General features: G+C 34.6%; 11 protein-coding genes. 4 read left to right on the top strand and 7 right to left on the bottom strand.

Annotated features, from left to right (window positions below; all coding sequences use genetic code 11):
- Window positions 1–16 precede the first annotated feature (16 nt).
- The 5 genes from EV196_RS10745 to EV196_RS10725 form a co-directional block, all read right to left on the bottom strand.
- Window positions 17–1324: an alpha-L-fucosidase gene (locus EV196_RS10745; protein WP_132217755.1), complete on the bottom strand. Its 1308-nt coding sequence runs from the start codon at window positions 1322–1324 to the stop codon at window positions 17–19.
- Window positions 1324–3654, bottom strand: coding sequence for a GH92 family glycosyl hydrolase (locus EV196_RS10740; protein WP_132217754.1), 2331 nt, complete (start codon window positions 3652–3654; stop codon window positions 1324–1326). The genes EV196_RS10745 and EV196_RS10740 overlap by 1 nt, the downstream gene beginning before the upstream one ends.
- Window positions 3655–3664: 10 nt before the next feature.
- The gene (locus EV196_RS10735; protein ID WP_132217753.1) at window positions 3665–5722 is read right to left on the bottom strand and encodes a glycosyl hydrolase 115 family protein; all 2058 of its coding nucleotides are present in this window, start codon (window positions 5720–5722) and stop codon (window positions 3665–3667) included.
- Between the two features lie 123 nt (window positions 5723–5845).
- Window positions 5846–7489 (bottom strand): RagB/SusD family nutrient uptake outer membrane protein, encoded by a 1644-nt coding sequence (locus EV196_RS10730; RefSeq protein WP_132217752.1) that lies wholly within the window; start codon window positions 7487–7489, stop codon window positions 5846–5848.
- Between the two features lie 18 nt (window positions 7490–7507).
- Window positions 7508–10585, bottom strand: coding sequence for a SusC/RagA family TonB-linked outer membrane protein (locus EV196_RS10725; protein WP_132217751.1), 3078 nt, complete (start codon window positions 10583–10585; stop codon window positions 7508–7510).
- Between the two features lie 280 nt (window positions 10586–10865).
- Here EV196_RS10725 and EV196_RS10720 point away from each other — a divergent pair, with 280 nt between their 5' ends.
- From EV196_RS10720 to EV196_RS10705, 4 genes are all read left to right on the top strand, one after another.
- A complete protein-coding gene (locus tag EV196_RS10720; protein WP_132217750.1) occupies window positions 10866–12242 on the top strand; it encodes a 3-keto-disaccharide hydrolase in 1377 nt (458 codons plus the stop codon).
- Window positions 12243–12258: 16 nt separating this feature from the next.
- Window positions 12259–13608 carry a Gfo/Idh/MocA family protein gene (locus tag EV196_RS10715; RefSeq protein WP_132217749.1) on the top strand — a complete coding sequence of 450 codons (1350 nt, stop codon included), beginning with the start codon at window positions 12259–12261 and terminating at the stop codon, window positions 13606–13608.
- A 48-nt stretch (window positions 13609–13656) separates the two neighbouring features.
- Window positions 13657–14841 carry a Gfo/Idh/MocA family protein gene (locus EV196_RS10710; protein WP_132217748.1) on the top strand — a complete coding sequence of 395 codons (1185 nt, stop codon included), beginning with the start codon at window positions 13657–13659 and terminating at the stop codon, window positions 14839–14841.
- 80 nt (window positions 14842–14921) lie between these two features.
- Complete coding sequence (locus EV196_RS10705; RefSeq protein WP_132217747.1) at window positions 14922–16757, top strand: alpha-L-rhamnosidase-related protein; 1836 nt, start codon at window positions 14922–14924, stop codon at window positions 16755–16757.
- Between the two features lie 205 nt (window positions 16758–16962).
- On the opposite strand, the gene EV196_RS10700 is transcribed toward EV196_RS10705, so the two are convergent.
- The gene (locus EV196_RS10700; RefSeq protein ID WP_132217746.1) at window positions 16963–19374 is read right to left on the bottom strand and encodes a glycoside hydrolase family 3 N-terminal domain-containing protein; all 2412 of its coding nucleotides are present in this window, start codon (window positions 19372–19374) and stop codon (window positions 16963–16965) included.
- Between the two features lie 111 nt (window positions 19375–19485).
- The gene (locus EV196_RS10695) at window positions 19486–21108 is read right to left on the bottom strand and encodes a RagB/SusD family nutrient uptake outer membrane protein (protein ID WP_165876147.1); all 1623 of its coding nucleotides are present in this window, start codon (window positions 21106–21108) and stop codon (window positions 19486–19488) included.
- Window positions 21109–21135 lie beyond the last annotated feature (27 nt).

Below are 21135 nucleotides of genomic sequence, written 5' to 3'. Positions count from 1 at the left end.
TATAAAAACAGAATGATTATTTATTAACGAACTCTACATTGGTTAATTTAACAACAATGGCATTGGGCCAAATTTTGTCATTGTAAAGACGTTGAGCTCGTGTGATTGAAATTTCCACATTATGGTCCTGTTGCGTGAAACGCGATTTTGGAACGTTATTTGGTGAATATTCCACCACCAAATCATTTTGTCCTAAAACTGAAATTTCTGTATCCTTTGTAGTTTTTATATTGTGAATGTAAAAAAGTTTTCTTTTGCCTTTAAACCAATCAGGTTGATTAGTAATAAAAGCATAGGCTGTGTTTTTATCTTTGGCTTTTGTAAACCATATGTCGCCATCTTTAATAGCTGTTGGCACCGTTCTTACATTTTTCACGCCTTCGTTGTTTACAAACATCCAAAGCGCAATTTCACGTAAACGTTCTTCTTGTTCAATCGGAATTTCACCATTTGGTTTAGGGCCTACATTCATTAAAAAATTGCCGCCTTTAGCTCTTATTTCAATAAGTTTATTGATAAGTTCTTCCCCACTTTTATAAGTTTCATTTGTGGGTTTATATGCCCATTGCGTGCCCATGGTCATACAAGTTTCCCAAGGTCCTGGTAAGGCTACGTCTGGAATTTTTTGTTCTGGAGTTTCCATTTCGCCACGAGTCACCACAATATTTGGATCTAAAGAATGAACATACTGAACTATGGGTCCTGTTTTAAAAGCATCAAAAAAGATGACATCAATTTGACCGTAATTGGTAACCAATTCTTTTACCTGCTTTTTATCATATTCTAATAATTCTGCATTTTCGGTAATTTGGCTCATGGTACTATTTCGTGAAATAAGCTCGCCTTGTTTATCAAGAAAACTAAAATCTTCTGGGGAAAAATACACGCCAATTTTCAAACCTTGCTTACGCAGTGCTTTAAAAAGTTCGCCCGTAATATCTTTACCATACGGTGTATTCATGATATTGAAATCGGTAGTTTTGGTATCCCACATACAAAAACCGTTATGGTGTTTGGTGGTGAACACCACGTATTCTGCTCCTGTTAATTTAAATAATCTTGCCCATTCATCTGGATCAAATTTATCTGGATAGAAGGTTTTTGGAAGTTCTTCCATGTATCTTTTCACATAATCTTCCGAAGCACCGACCATCGAATGACTAATAACACTACCTAATTGAGAATCTACGCTCCAATGAATAAAAATACCGAAACCCATATCCATGAATTTTTCGTTGAGTTCGGGTTTGTTTTTAAGTTGTCCAAAGGTTGAAAAACTTATTGCTAACAGTAGCGTAATAGTAAATTTTAATTTTGAATTCATTATTTGTTGTTTGCTTTATTAGTCATTTCCAATGTTAATTCACCACCTTTAATAATATCACTTTGTTCTATTTTATAGCCTTCAACAGCTTTACCATTTAAAGTTACTTTGTTAAAGTAAACATTAGCATCACTATTATTATTTGCTTTTATTGTAAATGTACTATTTGAATAATACTCTGGATTCAGTTTTATAACTACTTCATCAAAAATAGGACTTCCTATTTGGTATTCTGGATTTTCATCGGTGCCACCATTCATTTGAAACAATCCTATTTTCATCAAAACAGCTAAACTTCCCATTAAACCTTGATCTTCATCCCCGTTATAACCTGTAGCAGGCGATAAACCACTAAAGGTTTTCTTAACAACATTTCTTGTCCAAAATTGGGTTAAATCGGGTCTGTTCAACTGGTTAAACACGAAAGATGTTTGTATGGATGGCTGATTTCCAAAATTAACAGGGATTCTACTATACTCTGGATGTAATTCCTGTGCATGCGAATTTCCGGCAGCAAAACCCAGTTTTTCAGCTTCCATGAATTGATTGTTTAATTTCTCAACTGCTTTTTCCTCACCACCCATTAATGCCGCTAAGCCTTGTAAATCTTGAGGTACAAACCATGTAGCTTGTGCGCCGTTTGATTCTATAAACCCATTTTCTACTTGATATGGATCGAAATCTTTTTTCCAAACCCCATCCACATTTTTAGGTCGCATCCAACCCACTTGCGCATCAAACACGTTTTTATAATTTTGGGAACGCTTCATGAAATAATCATAATCATCCCTATGGTTCAGTTTTTTAGCCAATTGTGCCAAGGTCCAATCTTGATACGCATATTCCATAGTTAAGCTTGCACCATCTTTGTGAATTCCTTTTACTTTTTCAGGAATTGGGTACGGCACATAACCGTTATTTATATAATACTTTAAACCGCCACCTAAAAAGGTGGTGTGTTCGTATCCTGCTTTTTCCATAATACCTCTCGGCATGTGGTTCTTTTTTAAGGCTTGGTAAATTTCCTCTAAATTATCTTTAGCAATACCTTTTTGAATAGCCGACACAATAAATGGTGTTGAGGAAGCTCCCGTCATCACATACGTATAGTTTCCTCCTGAAGGTCCACGTGGAATGAGTCCGCCATCTTTATAATATTGCATTAACGATTGTGTAAAATCGTGCATGATTTCTGGATACACCAATCCCCAAAGGGTATTGATGGTCCATTGTGCACCCCAAAAAGAATCGGAATTAAAATGATTAAATTTAGGTTTTCCATTTTCATCTAAAGGCAATTGACCAACTCTAAACGTAGCTCCTGTATTGTCTGGATACGCACCGTTAGCATCATTAATTGTCCTACGTCCTTGTAGTGCATGCCACAAATCGGTATAAAATCTTCTTTGGTCTTGTTCTGTGCCACCTTTTACATCTATTCTTCCTAATAAATCATTCCACTCGGTATGAGATTGAGACACCACCTCATCAAAATCCCAATGAGGTACTTCTTCATTTATATTATTAGTGGCATTTTCCACGGAAGTGTATGAAATACCAAGTTTCATTAAAACCTTCTCGCTATTATTGGCTAAATTGATTAAATAGTTACCTGTTTTTTCATCTTTTTCAACGGAAGAAATATCGGTGTTTAAAATGGCTTTAAAATACACAGTTACAGGTTTTGGGCGTCTGCCTGTAGGCTCCATAGTAAGTGTTCCTGAAAGCTCATTGGATGCGTTTTTTTCTAATACACCACCTGAATTTTCACACGGACCTAATACTGTATTTAAGTTGAATAGTATAGCGGCTTGTTGATTTTCAGGAAATGTATATTGATGAAAACCAACACGTTTTGTACTTGTTAATTCTGCTTTAATTTGATATTTTTCTAATTCTACAGCATGATAACCTGGTTTTATTGTTTCTTTTTCATGACTGAATTTTGAATAAAAATCTTTAAATATATTTTCAGACTTTTCTTTTGAAACAGTAATAGGCATTACTGAAACACCCGACATTTGCCACGCGTGAATATGACTAAACCCTTTGATGGTATCCACTTTATAACGATACCCACTACCCCAAGCACCATTTATTTCGGTATCGGGACTTAAGTTTACCATACCAAACGGACGACAAGCCGATGAAAAGAAAAACCATCTGGAGTTTTCGGTATCTAATTGAGGATAAACCTTTTCAGTATAATCGATTAATACATCTTTTTCAGCTAATGCTATTCTTTTATCGTCATTTTTACATGATATTAAAGAAAGTGTTACAAAACCTATTCCTGCAACTCTGTTTATAATACTTTGGGTTAGCTTCATACTTGTTTTCTTAAAGTGTTATTTTATTTAAGTTGGCTTCGATATCCTCTAACATTTCTGTAGTAGGGAAACCATTGTTTTGTCTTCTGTTTTTTATGGCATACCAGCCTTTCCATTTCGCATCCAAATCACCTGAATCTCTTCGTTCTAATATTTTTTCAAGTTGATTTTTGGCTTCTGGAATCATTTTTTTAGCTTCTACTAAAAACTTTTCATTTTTTGTTTCTTCAAATTCCTTCTTTAATTTAGACATATTTTGGAGTGTGGTTTCAAAAGTAATTAAATCTGAAAACAATTGTACTGGTAGCAAAATGTAACTATGGTAAAAATTACTTTGTTCTATATGCCATCCTTTTTCTGCTTCAACTAACGCGTTGTTTAAATTTTTAGCGCAACGGGCCGTTGTTTCATAATTAACTTCAACTCTTTTATAATCGAAAGGAATTGAGGGTTTGCCTGGTCTTGTAAGTGGTTTATTAGATAAATAAGCAATTACTTCGCGTAATCCACCTAAATGTTCTACATAACCTTTTCTGCCTTCTTGGGCATTGTGTAACCATTTCATGGAAGCAACCGCATGTTCTGCAACTTCTTTTGAGAAATAACGTTCTGTCCAAGATTTATAAAAAGCTTCCCCTTTAAAGGTTTCTGGGTTGTTGCAAACTTCACTATATGCTTCTAGATTAAATAAAAATGGTCTAAAATTTTGTCCGTTTACTAAACAAAATTTATCGGCATTATATGTTTCAAACATATCTTTCATAACCGATTCCACTACATTTGGATAAGGATCATGTACAGTATGGTTTAACCAATAACCTGCATGCATATAGGTTCCAAAATTGTAATTATCGGTGGTGTTTGGTAAATTGTTAAATTCTCCAAATCCATGATCAGACCAAAGTACTGTCCAGTCTTTTGGTGGACGAAAACCCTCATTCCACATGTCCATCCCATCCGAATAACAAACTAAAACTTTTGGTGAATTTGGTTTATATTCATCTACCAACTTACCGAAGGCTTCATAAACCTCATTAAATACTTCTATTTTATTTTCACCACAACTACTTTCATATTTCCAGTCCCATACTTGATGGCGTGGTCTCAAAATAAAAATATCGGTTTTTGATAACGGTGTGTTTTCAAAATAGTATCTCCACGCTTTTAACCAATCTTCGTTATAGGTTTTCCAGCAATCGGCTTTTGCTGCATCCATAGGGTGAATTTGATAGCCTAAGGCAAAATCGATGGCTACTTTCATACCTTTTTCGTGGGCGTAATCTATCATTTTTTCAACATAAGCAATATCCACTTGGTAGTCTGGTTTTAATGTTTTGTATTCTGGACGAATAAAAAACTCTGGTCTACCTAACATATCGAATAATTGAATGGCATTATAGCGTAATCGTACCAATGAATTAATCATTTCGGTATAACTTTCCCAATCGTATTCCAGTAATTGTCCTCTGTAGTTTGCTAACTCGTCTACATCATTTTCAAAATAGGTTAATATAGGTACTTTTGGTGGTGCTATTGTTTTTGGAGTAAAGTTGAATAAATCTTCTTTTGATTTTTTATTTGGCAGTTTACCTGTCCAATATTCAAAGGGATCAACTCCTAAAACTTCTTTTGAATAGTCATAAATGGCATATTGCAGACCTTGAGTGTCTGAACCCCCTATCACAATGGCATTTTTACCGTTTGGCAATGTGATTTTTTCCCAAATGCCGCCTCTTGAACCTGGCAATTCGGTAGATAAATTTATTTTTCTTTGTGTTGCTAATTCTTTTATTAAGCTATTAGATTTTGTTGTTCCTAAAATAAAAAACGTTCCAACTTCTGGTAATTTATCTTTTTCTGAAATTACATGAACGTTGTTGGTTATAACTTTTGATAAATCATTTTTTAAATCATTAATAGTGTTTATTTCAACATTTGATGCAGAAGCACTTACAATTAAGTAACAATTTTCGGGATCAATTTGACTTGAACATGAGAAGATAACAGTTATAAACCCTAATATAAGACTGAATAGAAATACTAATTTTTTTTTATATTTTTTCATCATTTATGGAGTGTTTAAACACTAAAAATAAAGTTTTATTATTTAAAAATATAGGCAGGTATTGATACTAACCTGCCTATAATTCAAACTAAAACTAACTCAAAACTAACTATTTTAATTGTGCTATTAATATTTAGGGTTTTGTGTCATTGTGGTTGGAGAAAGCTCTATTTCTCTAGTTGGAATTGGTCGCAATAAATGTTTAGTGGCATCAAAATCACCATGGTCAATAACGTGAGGGTTGTAAAGTTCGATGCGTTCTTCCAATTTCCCCATACGTTTTAAAACAGCCCATCTATTTTCTTCACCTGCCAATTCCAATGCACGTTCTACCAGAATAGCATCTAAATTAATGGTAGTATAGTAATCTGCCACGCCAGTAGCTCGTTCTCTAACTCTATTTATATGAAATAAAGCTTGAGTTGCGTTTCCTGCTCCTAGAAATGCTTCGGCAGCAAGTAGATGGGTTTCTGCTACTCTAAAAATAAATGCATCTCTTGCACCACTTCCTTCTTCAAAAAAGATTTCATCATCAAACTTTTTGAATATCGGAAAGTTTGTAAACAAGTTATTTTTTGAATATAAATAGTTAACACCTGGAATATCGTCAGGTCTTCCATATAAATATTGATCTGGTTGATAAACCCAATAACGATTTAATTTATCTGTAAGTTTCGTTATATCAAGAGCTTGTTTTGGAAAATAAACCAAAGTATCTCCCGCTACAATATTATCAGTTCCTACTATATCTGTTTTATCAGCATATAAAACTCTATGAACTGTTACGTCTTCTCTGGTATCATTAGCTGCAAATAACGAATAAAAATAAGGTGTAGGCATTAAATTATTACCTGGCTTACCATATTTATTTATTACACTCATACCTGGCAATACTTGTACGGCTGTCATAAATAAAGAATGCATATTATTACCTCTATCCGCATCAATAGCACCATCCCATTGAGCCGCAAAAAGAACTTCTGGGTTTACTTGATTATCATAGTCAAATACTCTAGCAAAGGATTGGCTTCTAATATCATAAGTCCCAATAGCTTGTACTGCTAAATTGGCGGCTGTTTGAAAATCGGTAGCAAGTGCATAAGTTTTATACGCTCTGGTTAAATACACTTCAGAAAGTAAATGTTGTGCGGCGCGTTTTGAAAAACGTCCCGTTTCCGGCGCATCTATCAGATTTGGAATAGCCGCTTCTAATTCTTCAATTACTACCTTGTATATAGCCTCCTCGGTTTCACGTGTATAATCATTTCTAATACTTAATGGCTCGACCAACTCTAAAGGCACACCTCCATATTGTTGTACTAAATTGTAGTAAGCAAAAGCTCTTAATGCTCTAGCCTGCGCTATGCCATATGCTTTCTCTGTTTGCTTGCCTGCACTCCAATTAATTTGGTTTTCATATCTGTTTATAGCGGTATTTGCTTTTGCAATTACTTGATAGTTAGTAGTCCAAAGTCCATTGGTTTCAGGTGCATTAAAGCTCGTGTAATCATTTTCACTCGATACCGAGAAAATCTCAGACTGTACGGTAAAAACATCGGTTCCTGCATATCTGTAACTGTGGTTATTATAAGCTGCCCTAGTAGCTGCATATACACCTACAATAAGTTGATCGGCAGTATCTTCGTTTAGAAAGTTTTCACTGGTTACACCAGAGTAAAATTCTTCTTCAATATAGTCGTTACAAGCATTAAATAATAATGGCAAAGCCAATAATGCTACAACTTGTTTTATATTTTTAAATATTTTCATCTTTTAATAAATTTATAATTAGTAAGATAATTTAAGTCCAAACAATACTGTTTTCATCATATAACCTGCATTGTACGTATTCTGCATCCCTGTTTCTGGGTCTGGCCCTGCATAATCGGTAAATGTAAATGGGTTTTGGATATCCAAAGTCAATCTTAAACTAGACATTTTTAGTTTTTCCAACATTGGTTTTGAAAATTGATACCCCAAACCTATATTCCCAATTTTTACAAAGTCGTAACTGGTATAGTAGTTATCTCCTGTTCTTCCATAGTTTAATGCTGGATATTTAGCATCAGGATTATTTGGTGTCCAATAATCTAAATCTACTTTATTGAATTTAGAGACATCGTTTTGCCAAGGCACAAAGTTGTTATAGAATTCTGAATGTCCATACGACCCTTGTCTTGTATACATTTGAACTGAAAAATCGAAGTTTTTATATGTAAAAGTATTAGTCATACCTCCAATCCAGTCTGGTGATAGTTGTCCTATTACAGTTTTATCATTGTTATCTCCCTTACCGTTACCGTCTATATCTTTATATTTATACATACCAGGGTAGCTACCATCAAAAGCATACGCTGCCGCAGCTTCATCCAATTGCCAGATACCTTCTATTTGTCTCGCATAAATAGCATCTACAGGTTTCCCTACCTGACGCACACCATGATTTCCATAAGGTATTTTATCTAAACCATCTAGCTCTAAAATTTCATTTTTGTTTCTAGCATAATTTAAATTTGTTGTCCATTTAAAATTATTGGTTTGAATGTTTACCGTGTTTAATGTAATCTCTACACCACTATTTCTTACAGACCCAAAGTTTCCTACAGCACCACTATACCCTGTAATAGAAGATAATGTTTTATCTAAAATAGCATCCACTGTTTTTTTGTTATATAATTCTAACCCTAAACGAATTCTATTTTCTAATACCGCTAAATCTAAACCTATATTAAACTCTTTTGAACGTTCCCATGTTAAATCGTAATTAGGTAACCCAATTACTTTCACCCCATTGGTATGCGTGTCTCCGAACACATAACCGGATCCTTCTAAATATGCTAAAGTATCATATGGTTCTACTGAACCTTTATTTCCAGATTCACCATAACTTAAGCGTAATTTAAGATTGCTTAACCAATTGGTATCTTGTAAAAAGGATTCTTCGCTGGCTTTCCATGCAAATGCTGCTGATGGAAAGAAAGCCCACTTATGACCTACTGCCAACATGGATGCCCCATCATATCTTCCCGTAAAGGTGAATAAGTATTTATCTAATAAGTTATAATTTAACCTTCCCGCAAAAGATGCTAAGGTTTCTTTCTGAAAAGCAGTACTATAAGCTCTCACATCTGTACTGGCCATTGTATTGTAGTACTTAAACGCATCGGTATCAAACCCCCAAACTTCAGTTTTAGAACCTTCATTTTGATTATAGTATACTGAAGATATTAACGTTGTTTTTAAATTATGACCTTCTGCTAGATCAAAATTAAAATCTACCGTGTTATCCCATGTATAAGAGGTATCAAAATACGTATCATAATAAGCTCTTGTTCTGCTTGGAAGATTATATGCCGATTTTGTTAACAAACCAAATTGTTGCCCTTGGCGTCTATTTCCAATATTTGGTGAAAATTGGGTTTTAAAACTAACCCATTCTGCAGGCTTATAATTTAAAAACACGTTCGCTATAACATTTAATGTTCTGGTATTGTTTAACCAAGCATTTTCGTTAGCTTCATAATAAGGATTTGTAAAACGTCCATCTGAAGCATCTGGAAACATAATAAGGTTACCATCTTCATCTCGTGAACTTAGCGTAGGGGCTAAACGCAAGGTGCTTCTAAATAATTCATTACTTCCTGTTTCACGTTCAGACAATGCTAAATAAGATTTTAGACCCACTGTAAATTTATCTGACACCTTTTTGGTTAAAGACATACTTAAATTATAGCGCTCAAAGCCTTCAATTCCCATAATACCTTCATTGCTCAAGTAACCAATAGAACCATTGTATGTTAATCCATTGGACCCACCCGACATTCCTAAGTTATGACTGGTTTGAATACCTGATTTTAAATAGTCATTCTGCCAATCTGTATAACGACGGTTAGCTACATTATCTGCCTCAGTGCCTGGCATAATTTCACTTGCCATATTAACAGTTAAATTATTATAGTCGGCAACAGTTGGATAAACAGCAGGACTTGCTGTAGGTTTAAATAACCCTCTCCAAGCATTACTTCTTAGAGCTTTATCTACAAAATCTACATACTCATCGCCGTTGTACATATCTGGCACGTTGGTAGCTGAATTCACCCCCAAAGTAGCTTCGTAAGTGAATACCGTTTTTCCTTCTATACCATTTTTAGTGGTAATAATAACCACCCCATTGGCACCTCTAGCTCCATAAATAGCTGTTGCAGAAGCATCTTTTAAAATATCCATTTGTTGAATATCAGCTGGATTCAATATATTAATATCATCAAAAAACACACCGTCTACAACAAACAATGGCGCAGATAAATCGTCATCAAGACTCTCTGTTAAACCGTCACGTGTTTCATTATTGTTTTGAATAACCGTATTTCCTCTAATATCAATAGACATAGGAGCACCTGGTTTATTATTGATTGTTTTAACATCTACACCTGCTATACGCCCTTGCAATGCTTGACCCAAATCGGTTTTCTTTTGTTCTGTTAACGTCTTAGTATCTAGTGATTCTACAGCACCTGTTAAATCTGTTCTTTTAACAGAACCATAACCAATAACCACCACTTCATCTAGTAGAGAGGTATCTTCAGTCAACTTTACATTTAAAGATGACTGACCGTTATAGGCAACTTCCTTAGTTTGAAAACCAAGAAAAGAAAACACTAAAACATCTCCTTTTTTAGCACTAATTTGATATTTACCATCAAAATCTGTAGCAGCACCCGAAGATGTCCCTTTAATAATAACATTTACCCCTGGAACAGGAATATTCTGATTATCTGTAACTACACCAGACACTTTAGATTGTGCCCACGATGTGCCAATACAACCTATTAATAAGGCAAATAATAAAAGTTTAATTTTTTCCATATTTAAATTGTTTAGTTAATTGTTCGCTAATCTAATGTTAAAGATTTCTTAATGAATGGACTATTTATTCTTATATATGGACATTTTATTTAATTATAAAAATTCATTAAACTTTAGTTTTTAATAAAAGTTAAATAACGAACTGCTTAAACAAATTGAGAATCGCATGATAACTGATAAATTTTAACATAAAACAATCCATACTTTTGAGCTAAAAATCCATGCAAAAAACCTCTAAAAAAAGTATATTAGTAGAATATTAATTAACTTAAATTTTAAAATGAAAAAATCTATTTTCCTTAATAAAGTAATACTATTATTTAGTATCTCTTTATTTTTTAGCTGTGCAGAAAAACCAAAAGACACAACGCCTTGGACTCCGTTATTTGATGGTAAAACCTTAAATGGATGGCACCAAAAAGGTGGTGAAGCTAAATACACCGTAAGAGACGGTACCATAGTTGGAAGCACCGTTCATGATACACCAAACTCGTTCTTAACTACCGATAACATGTATGGTGATTTTATTTTAGAATTGGATTATAAAGTAGATTCTACTATGAATTCCGGTATTCAAATACGCAGTAACAGTTTTCCATATTACAAAGAAGGTCGTGTTCATGGATATCAAGTAGAAATCGACCCTTCAGAGCGTGCTTGGAGTGCCGGTATTTATGATGAAGCAAGACGTGGTTGGTTAAGCACTTTAGATAATAACCCTGAAGCTCAAAAAGCGTTTAAACAAAACGATTGGAACCATTACCGCATTGAAGCTATTGGAGACACCATTAAAACTTGGATTAACAATGTACCTGCTGCATACTTGATAGATGATAAAACAGCGAGTGGATTTATTTGTTTACAAGTGCATTCCATACATGCTGATAAAAAAGCGGGCACTGAAATTATCTGGAAAAACATAAACATTCTTACAGATAGTCTTTCTAAATATTCTCAAAAATCTACATTAAAACCAATTAACACTAAAAATCAATTAACTGTTGATGAAGCTAAAAATGGTTGGAAATTATTATGGGATGGAAAAACCACCAATGGTTGGCGTGGTGCTAAATTAGATGAATTCCCTACTGAAGGCTGGAAAATGGAAGATGGCATACTGAGTGTTTTATCATCTGGCGGAGGAGAAGCAAGAAATGGTGGCGATATTGTAACTACCGAATTATTTGGTGATTTTGAATTATCAGTAGATTTTAAATTAACTCCTGGTGCCAATAGCGGTATAAAATATTATGTAGATTCCAACATAAATAAAGGTGAAGGCTCTTCAATTGGATTAGAATATCAAATTTTAGATGATGATATCCATCCAGATGCTAAATTAGGTAACCATGAAGGCAGTAGAACCGTTAGTTCGCTTTACGATTTAATTAAAGCCGATGTAAATAAACCAATAAACCCTATTGGCGAATGGAATACGGCTTATATTATTTCGAAAAACAATCATGTAGAGCATTGGTTAAACGGTGTGAAAGTTTTGGAATATGAAAGAAAAAGTGATGATTACAAAAAATTAGTTTCAGAAAGTAAATATAAAATATGGCCTAATTTTGGTGAATTAGATAAAGGACAAATCTTGTTGCAAGATCATGGTGATTTAGTTTCGTTCAAAAACGTAAAAATTCGCCCAATTAATTAATACTAAAGACTACATAATGAGTTCAAACAGAAGAGATTTTATAAAAAAAACAGCTTTAGGTGCTATAGGTGCTACCATTGTTTCCAATAGTGCCAATGCCATGACAGCTAAAAGTTATTCGAAAATAATTGGATCTAACGATAGAATACATGTGGCACTTCAAGGTTTAGGCAGACGTTATGGTGCCTATCTACCCCCCATTATAGACAAAAAAAACAATATAGAAATAAGTCATTTATGCGATGTCATGAAAAGCCAGCGCGATAAAGCTGCTGGTAACCTCGCTTCTAAAATTAGTAACAAACCTAAATTAGAAAACGACATTCGGAACATCATAAACGACAAAAATGTTGATGCTATAATTATGGCAACACCAGACCATTGGCACGCACCTGGAGCCTGTATGGCGATGCAAGCTGGAAAACATGTTTACCTAGAAAAACCATGTAGCCACAACCTTGAAGAGGGCGAATTATTAGTTGCTTACCAAAAAAAATATAATAAAGTGGTGCAAATGGGTAACCAACAACGTTCCTCATTACAATCGCAGGAAATTATAAAAGACATTCACAACGGCGTTATTGGCGATGTTTACAATGCCATTGCTTTTTACACCAGTAAACGTGGTTCTGTACCGCACCAAACTAAAACAGCACCACCAGAAGGATTGGATTGGGAACTTTTTCAAGGGCCCGCACCAAGAAGAGATTACACCGATAACACTTGGGATTACAACTGGCATTGGTACGGTTGGGATTACGGAACTGCCGAAATGGGCAACAATGCGACCCACGAATTAGACATTGCACGTTGGGCTTTGGATGTTAAATTTCCAGAGCATGTAGATGTAAAAGCTGGGAAATTCCAGTATAAAGATGATGGTTGGGAAATGTATGATACTATGGAAGCTACCTTCCGTTTTGCAGGAAACAGAACCATTCAATGGGATGGGCGCAGTAGAAACGGTTATGACAAATACGGAGCTGGTAGAGGCACGCTTATTTATGGTTCTAAAGGATCAACTATGATAGATCGCGATGGGTATAAATTATATGATCTTCAAGGAAAACTTATAAAAGAAAATGTAGTTCCTGGTATAGAAGATGGCAATGCCCTTGGTGGTGGCGGCCAACTTTCTGCGGCACATACTCTTAACTTTTTTGATGCTATTAGAGGAAAAGCGGAACTAACTTCTCCTATTGAACAGGGAGCTATTAGCCAAACTTTAACACATTATGCAAACATTGCTTCTAGAATTGATGATTCTTTCGATGTGGATGAAAACACAGGACGCATCTATAACAGAGAAGCTATGAAATTATGGTCTAGAACATACGAACCAGGTTGGGAAATTAAACCTGTTTAAAACTTAGATTTTCTCGTATCTTAGTTCAATAAAAATCACAAAAAATAAATGAAAAGAAGAGAATTTATAATCAAAAGCTCCGTAGCTACCGCAGCAGTTACAACATCTGCTTTAGCATTTGGAAATGTTTTTGATTTTAAACATGCAAATAGCACTTTAAACATAGGCATTATTGGTACTGGTGATAGAGGTACCGGTATGATGTCAAATATCAATAAAATTGAAAACTTTAATGTTATTGGTTGTTGCGATATTTTGCCTTTTAGATTGGAAAACGGATTAAAAGCTGCAAATGGAAAAGCGAAAGGTTATAATGATTATCGCAAATTATTAGACAATAAAAACATTGATGCCATATTGGTATCAACGCCTTTCCATTTGCACTCACAAGTTGCCATAGATGCCGTTGATGCTGGCAAACATGTATATTGCGAAAAAACCATGGCTAAAGGTTTTGATGGTATTCATAACCTAACAAATAAAGTTAATCAATCTAAAACAATATTTCAAACAGGACATCAATACCATAGTTCTAGATTGTACACCCATGTTGTAGACCTCATAAAAGATGGCAAAATAGGCAAAATAGTTGCTTTTGAATGTCAATGGAATCGTCATGGAAACTGGAGGCGCTCTGTACCAAGTCCTGAATTAGAAAAACAAATAAATTGGAGAATGTACCGCGAATTCTCTGGTGGCTTAATTGCAGAACTTTGCTCGCATCAAATAGATTTTGCTAATTGGGTTTTAGGTGAAAAACCAAATCAAGTTATGGGAACTGGTGGAGTTGATTATTACAAGGACGGTCGTGAAACTTACGACAATATCCACTTAATATACAATTACCCAAGCGGAGTTAAAGCTAAATTTACCTGCCTTACAAGTAATGCCAAAGATGGCTATCAAATAAAAGTACAAGGAGATAAAGGCACCATTATTTTAGAATACACCAAAGCTTGGTTTTATCCCGAAGGTGGTAATAAAAAAGAATTAGGTATTGTTGATGGTGTTTCGGGAGCAACTTCTAAATTTAATAAAGATCTAGGTTATCCTATTGAATTAGAGCATACAGAACCTAGCGAACAGGCTTTAATTGATTTTAAAGATAGTATCTTAAATAACAAAAAACCTATTTCAGATGTTATTACAGGAGCTAATACTGCTATTTGTATTCAAATGGGACTAGATGCGATGTACGAAAACAAAATAGTAAGTAGCCCTGAATTTTATTAAACAAAAAAATTGCATGGCATCATTTAAGAAACAGCTTGCTTATTTTATAGCAAGCTGTTCTTATTTAAACACTAATTTTTATGAAAAAACAAATTCTATTACTCTGTTTAATAGTCACTTATGCAGTAACTCAATCTCAAAATAAAACAGAGGATTTAAGCTTAGAAACATCTTTAATAAGTCCGCAAAAAATCACAAAACTAGGTAACGGGCATTATTTTATAGATTTCGGAAAAGCCTATTTTGGAAATGTAGAAATCACTTCTAAAACAAATCAAACGGATTCCCTTTTTTTCCGTTTAGGTGAAAAATTAGAGCTTCCTAATAAAATAGACCGAAAACCTGAAGGCACCATTCGCTATCAAGAAGTTACACTTCAAAATTTAACAGCAAATCAAACAGTATCATTACATCTTACACCCGATAAACGTAACACAGGTCCTGCCGCTATAAAACTTCCCGAAAGTATAGGTATTATTATGCCTTTCAGATATTTGGAAATTGAAAACTTAAAAATTCCTATTGAGGATCTCAATATTTCACAAAAAGCTATTCATTATAAGTTTAATGACGATGCCAGTTATTTTTCATCATCCAATAAAGTGATGGATTCTATTTGGCAACTATGTAAACATACTATTAAAGCAACCAGTTTTATGGGGTATTATGTAGATGGCGACAGAGAACGCATTCCGTATGAAGCAGATGCTTACATTAACCAATTAAGCCATTACAGCGTAGACAATGAGTACACCATGGCCAGAAGAACCAATGCCTATTTTATAGATAACCCTACATGGCCAACCGAATGGCTACTACATACCGTTTTAATGTTTTATGAAGATTATATGTATACAGGTGATGTTGAACCTTTAAAAGACCATTACGAAAACTTGAAACTAAAAACATTAATGGATTTAGAGCGCGAAGATGGATTAATAAGTTCAAAATCCCCTAATTTAAATGAAGCATTAGTTTTGAAATTAGGTTTTGAAAAAGCAAATACTAAAATAAAAGATATCATCGATTGGCCACCAGCCCAAAAAGATACGGGCTGGAAACTAGCAACCCCAGAAGGCGAACGCGATGGCTACGATATTGTACCTGTGAACACTGCCGTTAATTCATTTTACTACTACAATTTAAAATTAATGGGCGATATTGCTAAAGCTATTAATAAAACAGACGATGCTATTTTCTTTAAAAATAAAGCAGAAACAGTTAAAGCTTCTATCAATTCAAAACTATTTAATCATTCAAAAGGTTATTATTTAGATGGAGAAACTTCCACGCACGCTTCATTACATGCTAACATGCTACCATTGGCCTTCGATTTGGTTCCTGAAGAACATATAAAAACTGTTACCGAATTTATAAAATCTAGAGGTATGGCTTGTAGTGTTTACGGTGCTCAATATTTATTAGAAGGTTTATATAAGAATAATGAAGAACGCTATGCCTCTGCATTAATAAGCGACACTATGGGTGATCGTAATTGGTGGAATATGATTAAAGTAGGCTCTACCATGACCATGGAAGCTTGGGACATGAAATACAAACCAAACTCCGATTGGAACCATGCCTGGGGAACGGCGCCACTTAATACCATGACCCGATATATGTGGGGTATAAAACCAAAAACACCAGGATTTGCTGTTGCTGAAATAAATCCGAAATTGGGTGATTTAAGATTTTCTAAAATAAAAGTTCCAACAAAAATGGGCTTTATTTATGCTGAACATGTAAAAGAAAATAACAAAACCACTTATAAAATAACGATTCCTGAAGGGATGCAAGCTGAATTTATGCTACCAAAAACAGCTTCAAGAATTACTTTAAACATGAAGAAAGTGAAAAAGAAATCAACTTCTTTGATGCTTGAAAGTGGCTTGCATATCATAGAAGTATTTCTCTAAAAAAATAAGCGATTTAATAAATGAGGCTGACTGAAAAGTGCCATTCAGTGTCATATTGAGCTTGTCGAAATATTTAGCCTTATTGATAATAAATATCGGTTTCGACAAGCTCAACCTGAGGTAGTAAATATAATACACTTTTCAGACAGCCTTATCTCTATCTAAAAAATAGAGCTTCATTTAAGAAACAAATCAAACTATTTTTTTAATCATTCAAAGGCAATATTTCAAACTCTTTTTGCAAATGAATAGCTTCTGAAGAACTTCCTATTAAAACCTCAAAAATTCCCGGTTCTACTGTCCAATTCATATTAATGTCAAGAATTTTTAAATCATCTGGGGTTAGAGTCATGTTTATGGTTTTCGTTTCTCCTGGCAATAAAGGCACACGCTCGAAACCACGAAGTTGGGATTCATAAGTAGTTACACTACTCACTTTATCTTTTAAATACAGTTGCACCACTTCATCCCCTGCTCTTTTTCCTGTATTTTTTACTTTAAATGATACGTCGATAGTACTCTGTGCTTGTTTTGTTTTTTGGCTTACAACCAAATCACTGTATTCAAAAGTAGTATAACTCAAACCATAGCCAAACGGATACAACGATCCTAAGACACGTGTGTTTCCATATCCATTAGGTCCTGCACCTGGTTGTCCTGCTTGCGAACCCGGTTTGAATGGGAAGTTTAAAGGAATTTGACCAACAGATTTAGGAAATGTTACCGATAATTTTCCACCAGGGTTATAATCACCAAACAAGGTTTCAGCAATGACGTTCCCTGCTTCGGTACTTGGAAACCATGCTTCTAAAATAGCTGGTAAAAATTTATTCTCCCAATTAATGGTTAAGGGTTGTCCATTTATAAGTACTAAAACGACTGGTTTCCCTGTAGCGTATAACGCTTGAACTAATTGAAATTGACGTCCCGGAAGTCCTAAACTGGTTCGTGATTTGGTTTCGCCCACGCGCTTTTCATCTTCACCAACTACAGCAATAATAACATCCGATTGTTTTGCTTTTTCAACAGCTGCATCAATACTCGCTTGTTCATCTTTTGAAAGTGGTGTTGGAATAATCTCGCTACCAGGCCAATCGGGATCTACAATATCACAGCCTTTTTCGTAATTGACCTGTGCTTTACTTCCAGCATATTTTTTTATACCTTGATATACGGATGTTGAGGGATTGAATGCGGGTCCATAACGACTAAAAGTAAAATTCAATTCGTCTGCTAAAGGTCCTGTTACCAATATGTTTTTCACTTTATTGATATCAAGCGGCAATAAATTATTTTCGTTTTTTAGAAGCACCAACGATTCTCTATTTATCTGTTTAGAGAAATCTTCATCGGCTTTAGTATGTACCAATTTATCGGCTTCTTTTGGATTTTCAACATAAGGATTATTAAATAACCCTAATCTAAATTTCACTCGCAACACATCGGCAACACGAGCATCTATGGTTTTCATAGAAAGTTTACCTTCAGCAATTAACTCACGTAAAGGTTCTATAAACGATTCTGGTGTTCTAAACGTAGTACGTACATTCAAACCAGCTTCAATAACTTGACGCACGGCTTCTTTATAATCTTTAGCCACATGGTGCTTTTCTGAAACATATTCTACGGCTTCACTATCGGACACGACATACCCATCAAAACCATATTGTTCTCGCAACAATTCGGTTAAAAAATAATGACTTGCCGTTACTGGTACGCCATCATAATCGTTATAACTACTCATAACTCCCATGGGAGAAGCTTCTTCAATAACACGTTTAAAAGGGTACAAATGCAATTGATGCATTTCGTGCGGAGCCACATGCGGATCGGTTCTAGCATCACCATCTCTAGCACCTTTTGGAATGCTATAAACCGCAAAATGTTTTATGGTGGAAGCTACGCCTTGTGACTGAATGCCTGACACCATTTGTTTTCCCATTTCCGCAATGTGATACGGTTCTTCGCCATAGCATTCTAAAACGCGTCCCCAACGTTGGTCGCGTGCTACATCTAAAATGGGTGCATACACGTTGGTGTAACCCAAAGCCTTTGCTTCACGCCCAACAACGGTTCCAGCTTTGTAAACCAAGGCTTTATTCCAAGTACTGCCAATACCAATAGGTGCTGGTAAAGGGGTTGCTTTTTCATGGCATAAACCGTGCACGCCTTCGTTGGTGAAATCGACTGGAATTCCCATTCTGGTTTCTTCAATAAACCATTTTTGAACTTTATTTATAGATTCAGCATGTACACTATACGGATATGCGTAGGGTGTATGTGTTTTTTCTTGATTCCAAATAGTGTTTAAATGTTCGTCAATATTCGCAATACCATCTTTCCAAACCCGGTTTTTCCAGTTTGGTGTGGGAAATTCATCTTCTAAAACACGTGCAAAACCATACAGTGTGGTTAATTGACATGTTTTTTCTTCAACATTCATTAAGGATAACAGATTAGAAACCCTTGCATCCATAGCTGCTTTGGGATCTTCAAAAACATCTTTAATACCGTTTTTATTGAAATCTATCCAACCTTTTTTGTAAATAGATTGTGCATCGGTTTTCATTCCTATAGACAGAAAAGAAATAATGAATATGATTTTAAATGCCTTCATTTTTATTATTGATTATGTAGTTTTAACGAAATTCAATTGGGCTTAAAAAAAACGTCACTCAAAATTTACTTAAGAGTGACGTTCATATTTAATTAAGTAAACTAATTATGTTTAGTTAGACTTAAAATTTTCTGGAATGGTTAATGGTAAAAACCAATTTTCCGGATTCATTAATTTTTGTTGAACTTGGCTAGCTGTTCCAAAATCTTCTGCTGCTGCGAATTTACTTGCCACAGCATCTGCCAATATACTTGGGTTATTATTACGCATAGCAAAACGCAATAAATCTTCCCATCTAGTTCCTTCAAAAGCCAACTCTAAAGCTGCTTCTTCAAGAATTAATTGCCCAACAGCTTCAATAGTATCAGCTTCATTTAAAGTAGCATCTACACTTACAGGTGCCATATCAACTCGACCTCTAATCCCTTGGTTACCTGCAGTTGGCACCCCACTAGAATTAGCTGTATAATATTTATTTATCGGAAAGTTCAAATAGCTTTCAGGATTTAAAAATAAAGGCGCATCTTTTGGTGAATCGGTAGTATTAAAAATTCCATTAACAATAGCTAAAGCTTGTTGTGGATATCCCGCATAATTAATTGCTTCTGCAAAACGAAGATAAATTCTAGCCGCTCTGTTCCATGAAAAATATTCATAATTATACTTACGGATTATAGGAGTTTCATAGGTGTACCCTATAACAGAACTTGTAAGTCTATTATCTCCTGGAATTTCAGACACATAAGCAACTCCTTCATAACTTCTCTCTTGAGATAGCCAGTTATTTATTATTAAAGCTGAAGGTTTTGTTTGAGTTCTTAAAACATCATAACCACTATTTGGCTGTCTATAATCTTCGCTAAATGCTACATAATTAATTATTTCTGCCGAAGCTGGGGCTGTGTTAACAAAAATAGATATCCAACTGTTTGTTACTGTGTAATTACCTCCACTAAGTGTTGTATTTGCAGTGTAAGCCGATAAATTATAAAGAGAACCAACGTTCGCTACATTTTTATCTAAAAAAGCTTTGTAATAAGTGGCCGCTGTTACATAGTTCTTTTTCCAAAGGTGCAAATCACCTAAAAGCACATCATTATCTGGTATCATATTAAATATGGTGTATCCTAAAGAGCCATCATATTTAGTAACATTTTCAATGCCTGCAACAGATTCTAAATTTTGAATTAATTGATCGATCCCTTGCTCGTAAGTAAGTAATGGATATTCTTCATCCAAATTCTCTGTAGTTGAAATTGGTTTTGTTACATAAGGCAACTTACCGTAATTTATTAAAATTTGCATTTGTGCCCATGTTCTAATACGCATAATAGACGCATAATCATCTTCTAAAATACCATCGTAAGCAGCAGTATCTATACCTGCTAACGCAAAATTACAATTGTTGATGATAGAAAATAAATTTGTGGGATTTACATAACTATTATTTGCTGTTATGTTATGATTACTAATTTGTCTGATATCGTCTCCAGATTGCGTGGTTACATCTACTAAATCGGCTCTCATCTCACCTAGCACCACATATTGCTCTACAACATCTTGCAATTGTGATAGAACTCCAAATAGTGCAGATCTTGCATCTAACTTATTATCGCCTAAATAGTCTTCTTCTAACAATACTTCTTCGGGTTCAACCTCTAAAAGGCTTTCGCAAGAAGAAAATAATATTAAAATTAAAAATAGGCTTAAAAAAATATTTATATACTGTTTCATTTGTTGTTTTTTAATGATTTCAATTTT

Origin of the sequence: Mariniflexile fucanivorans (assembly GCF_004341235.1) — a bacterium.
Lineage (GTDB): Bacteria > Bacteroidota > Bacteroidia > Flavobacteriales > Flavobacteriaceae > Mariniflexile > Mariniflexile fucanivorans.
Note: the sequence above shows the minus strand (reverse complement) of the source record. Positions and strands in the feature narration are given on the sequence as shown.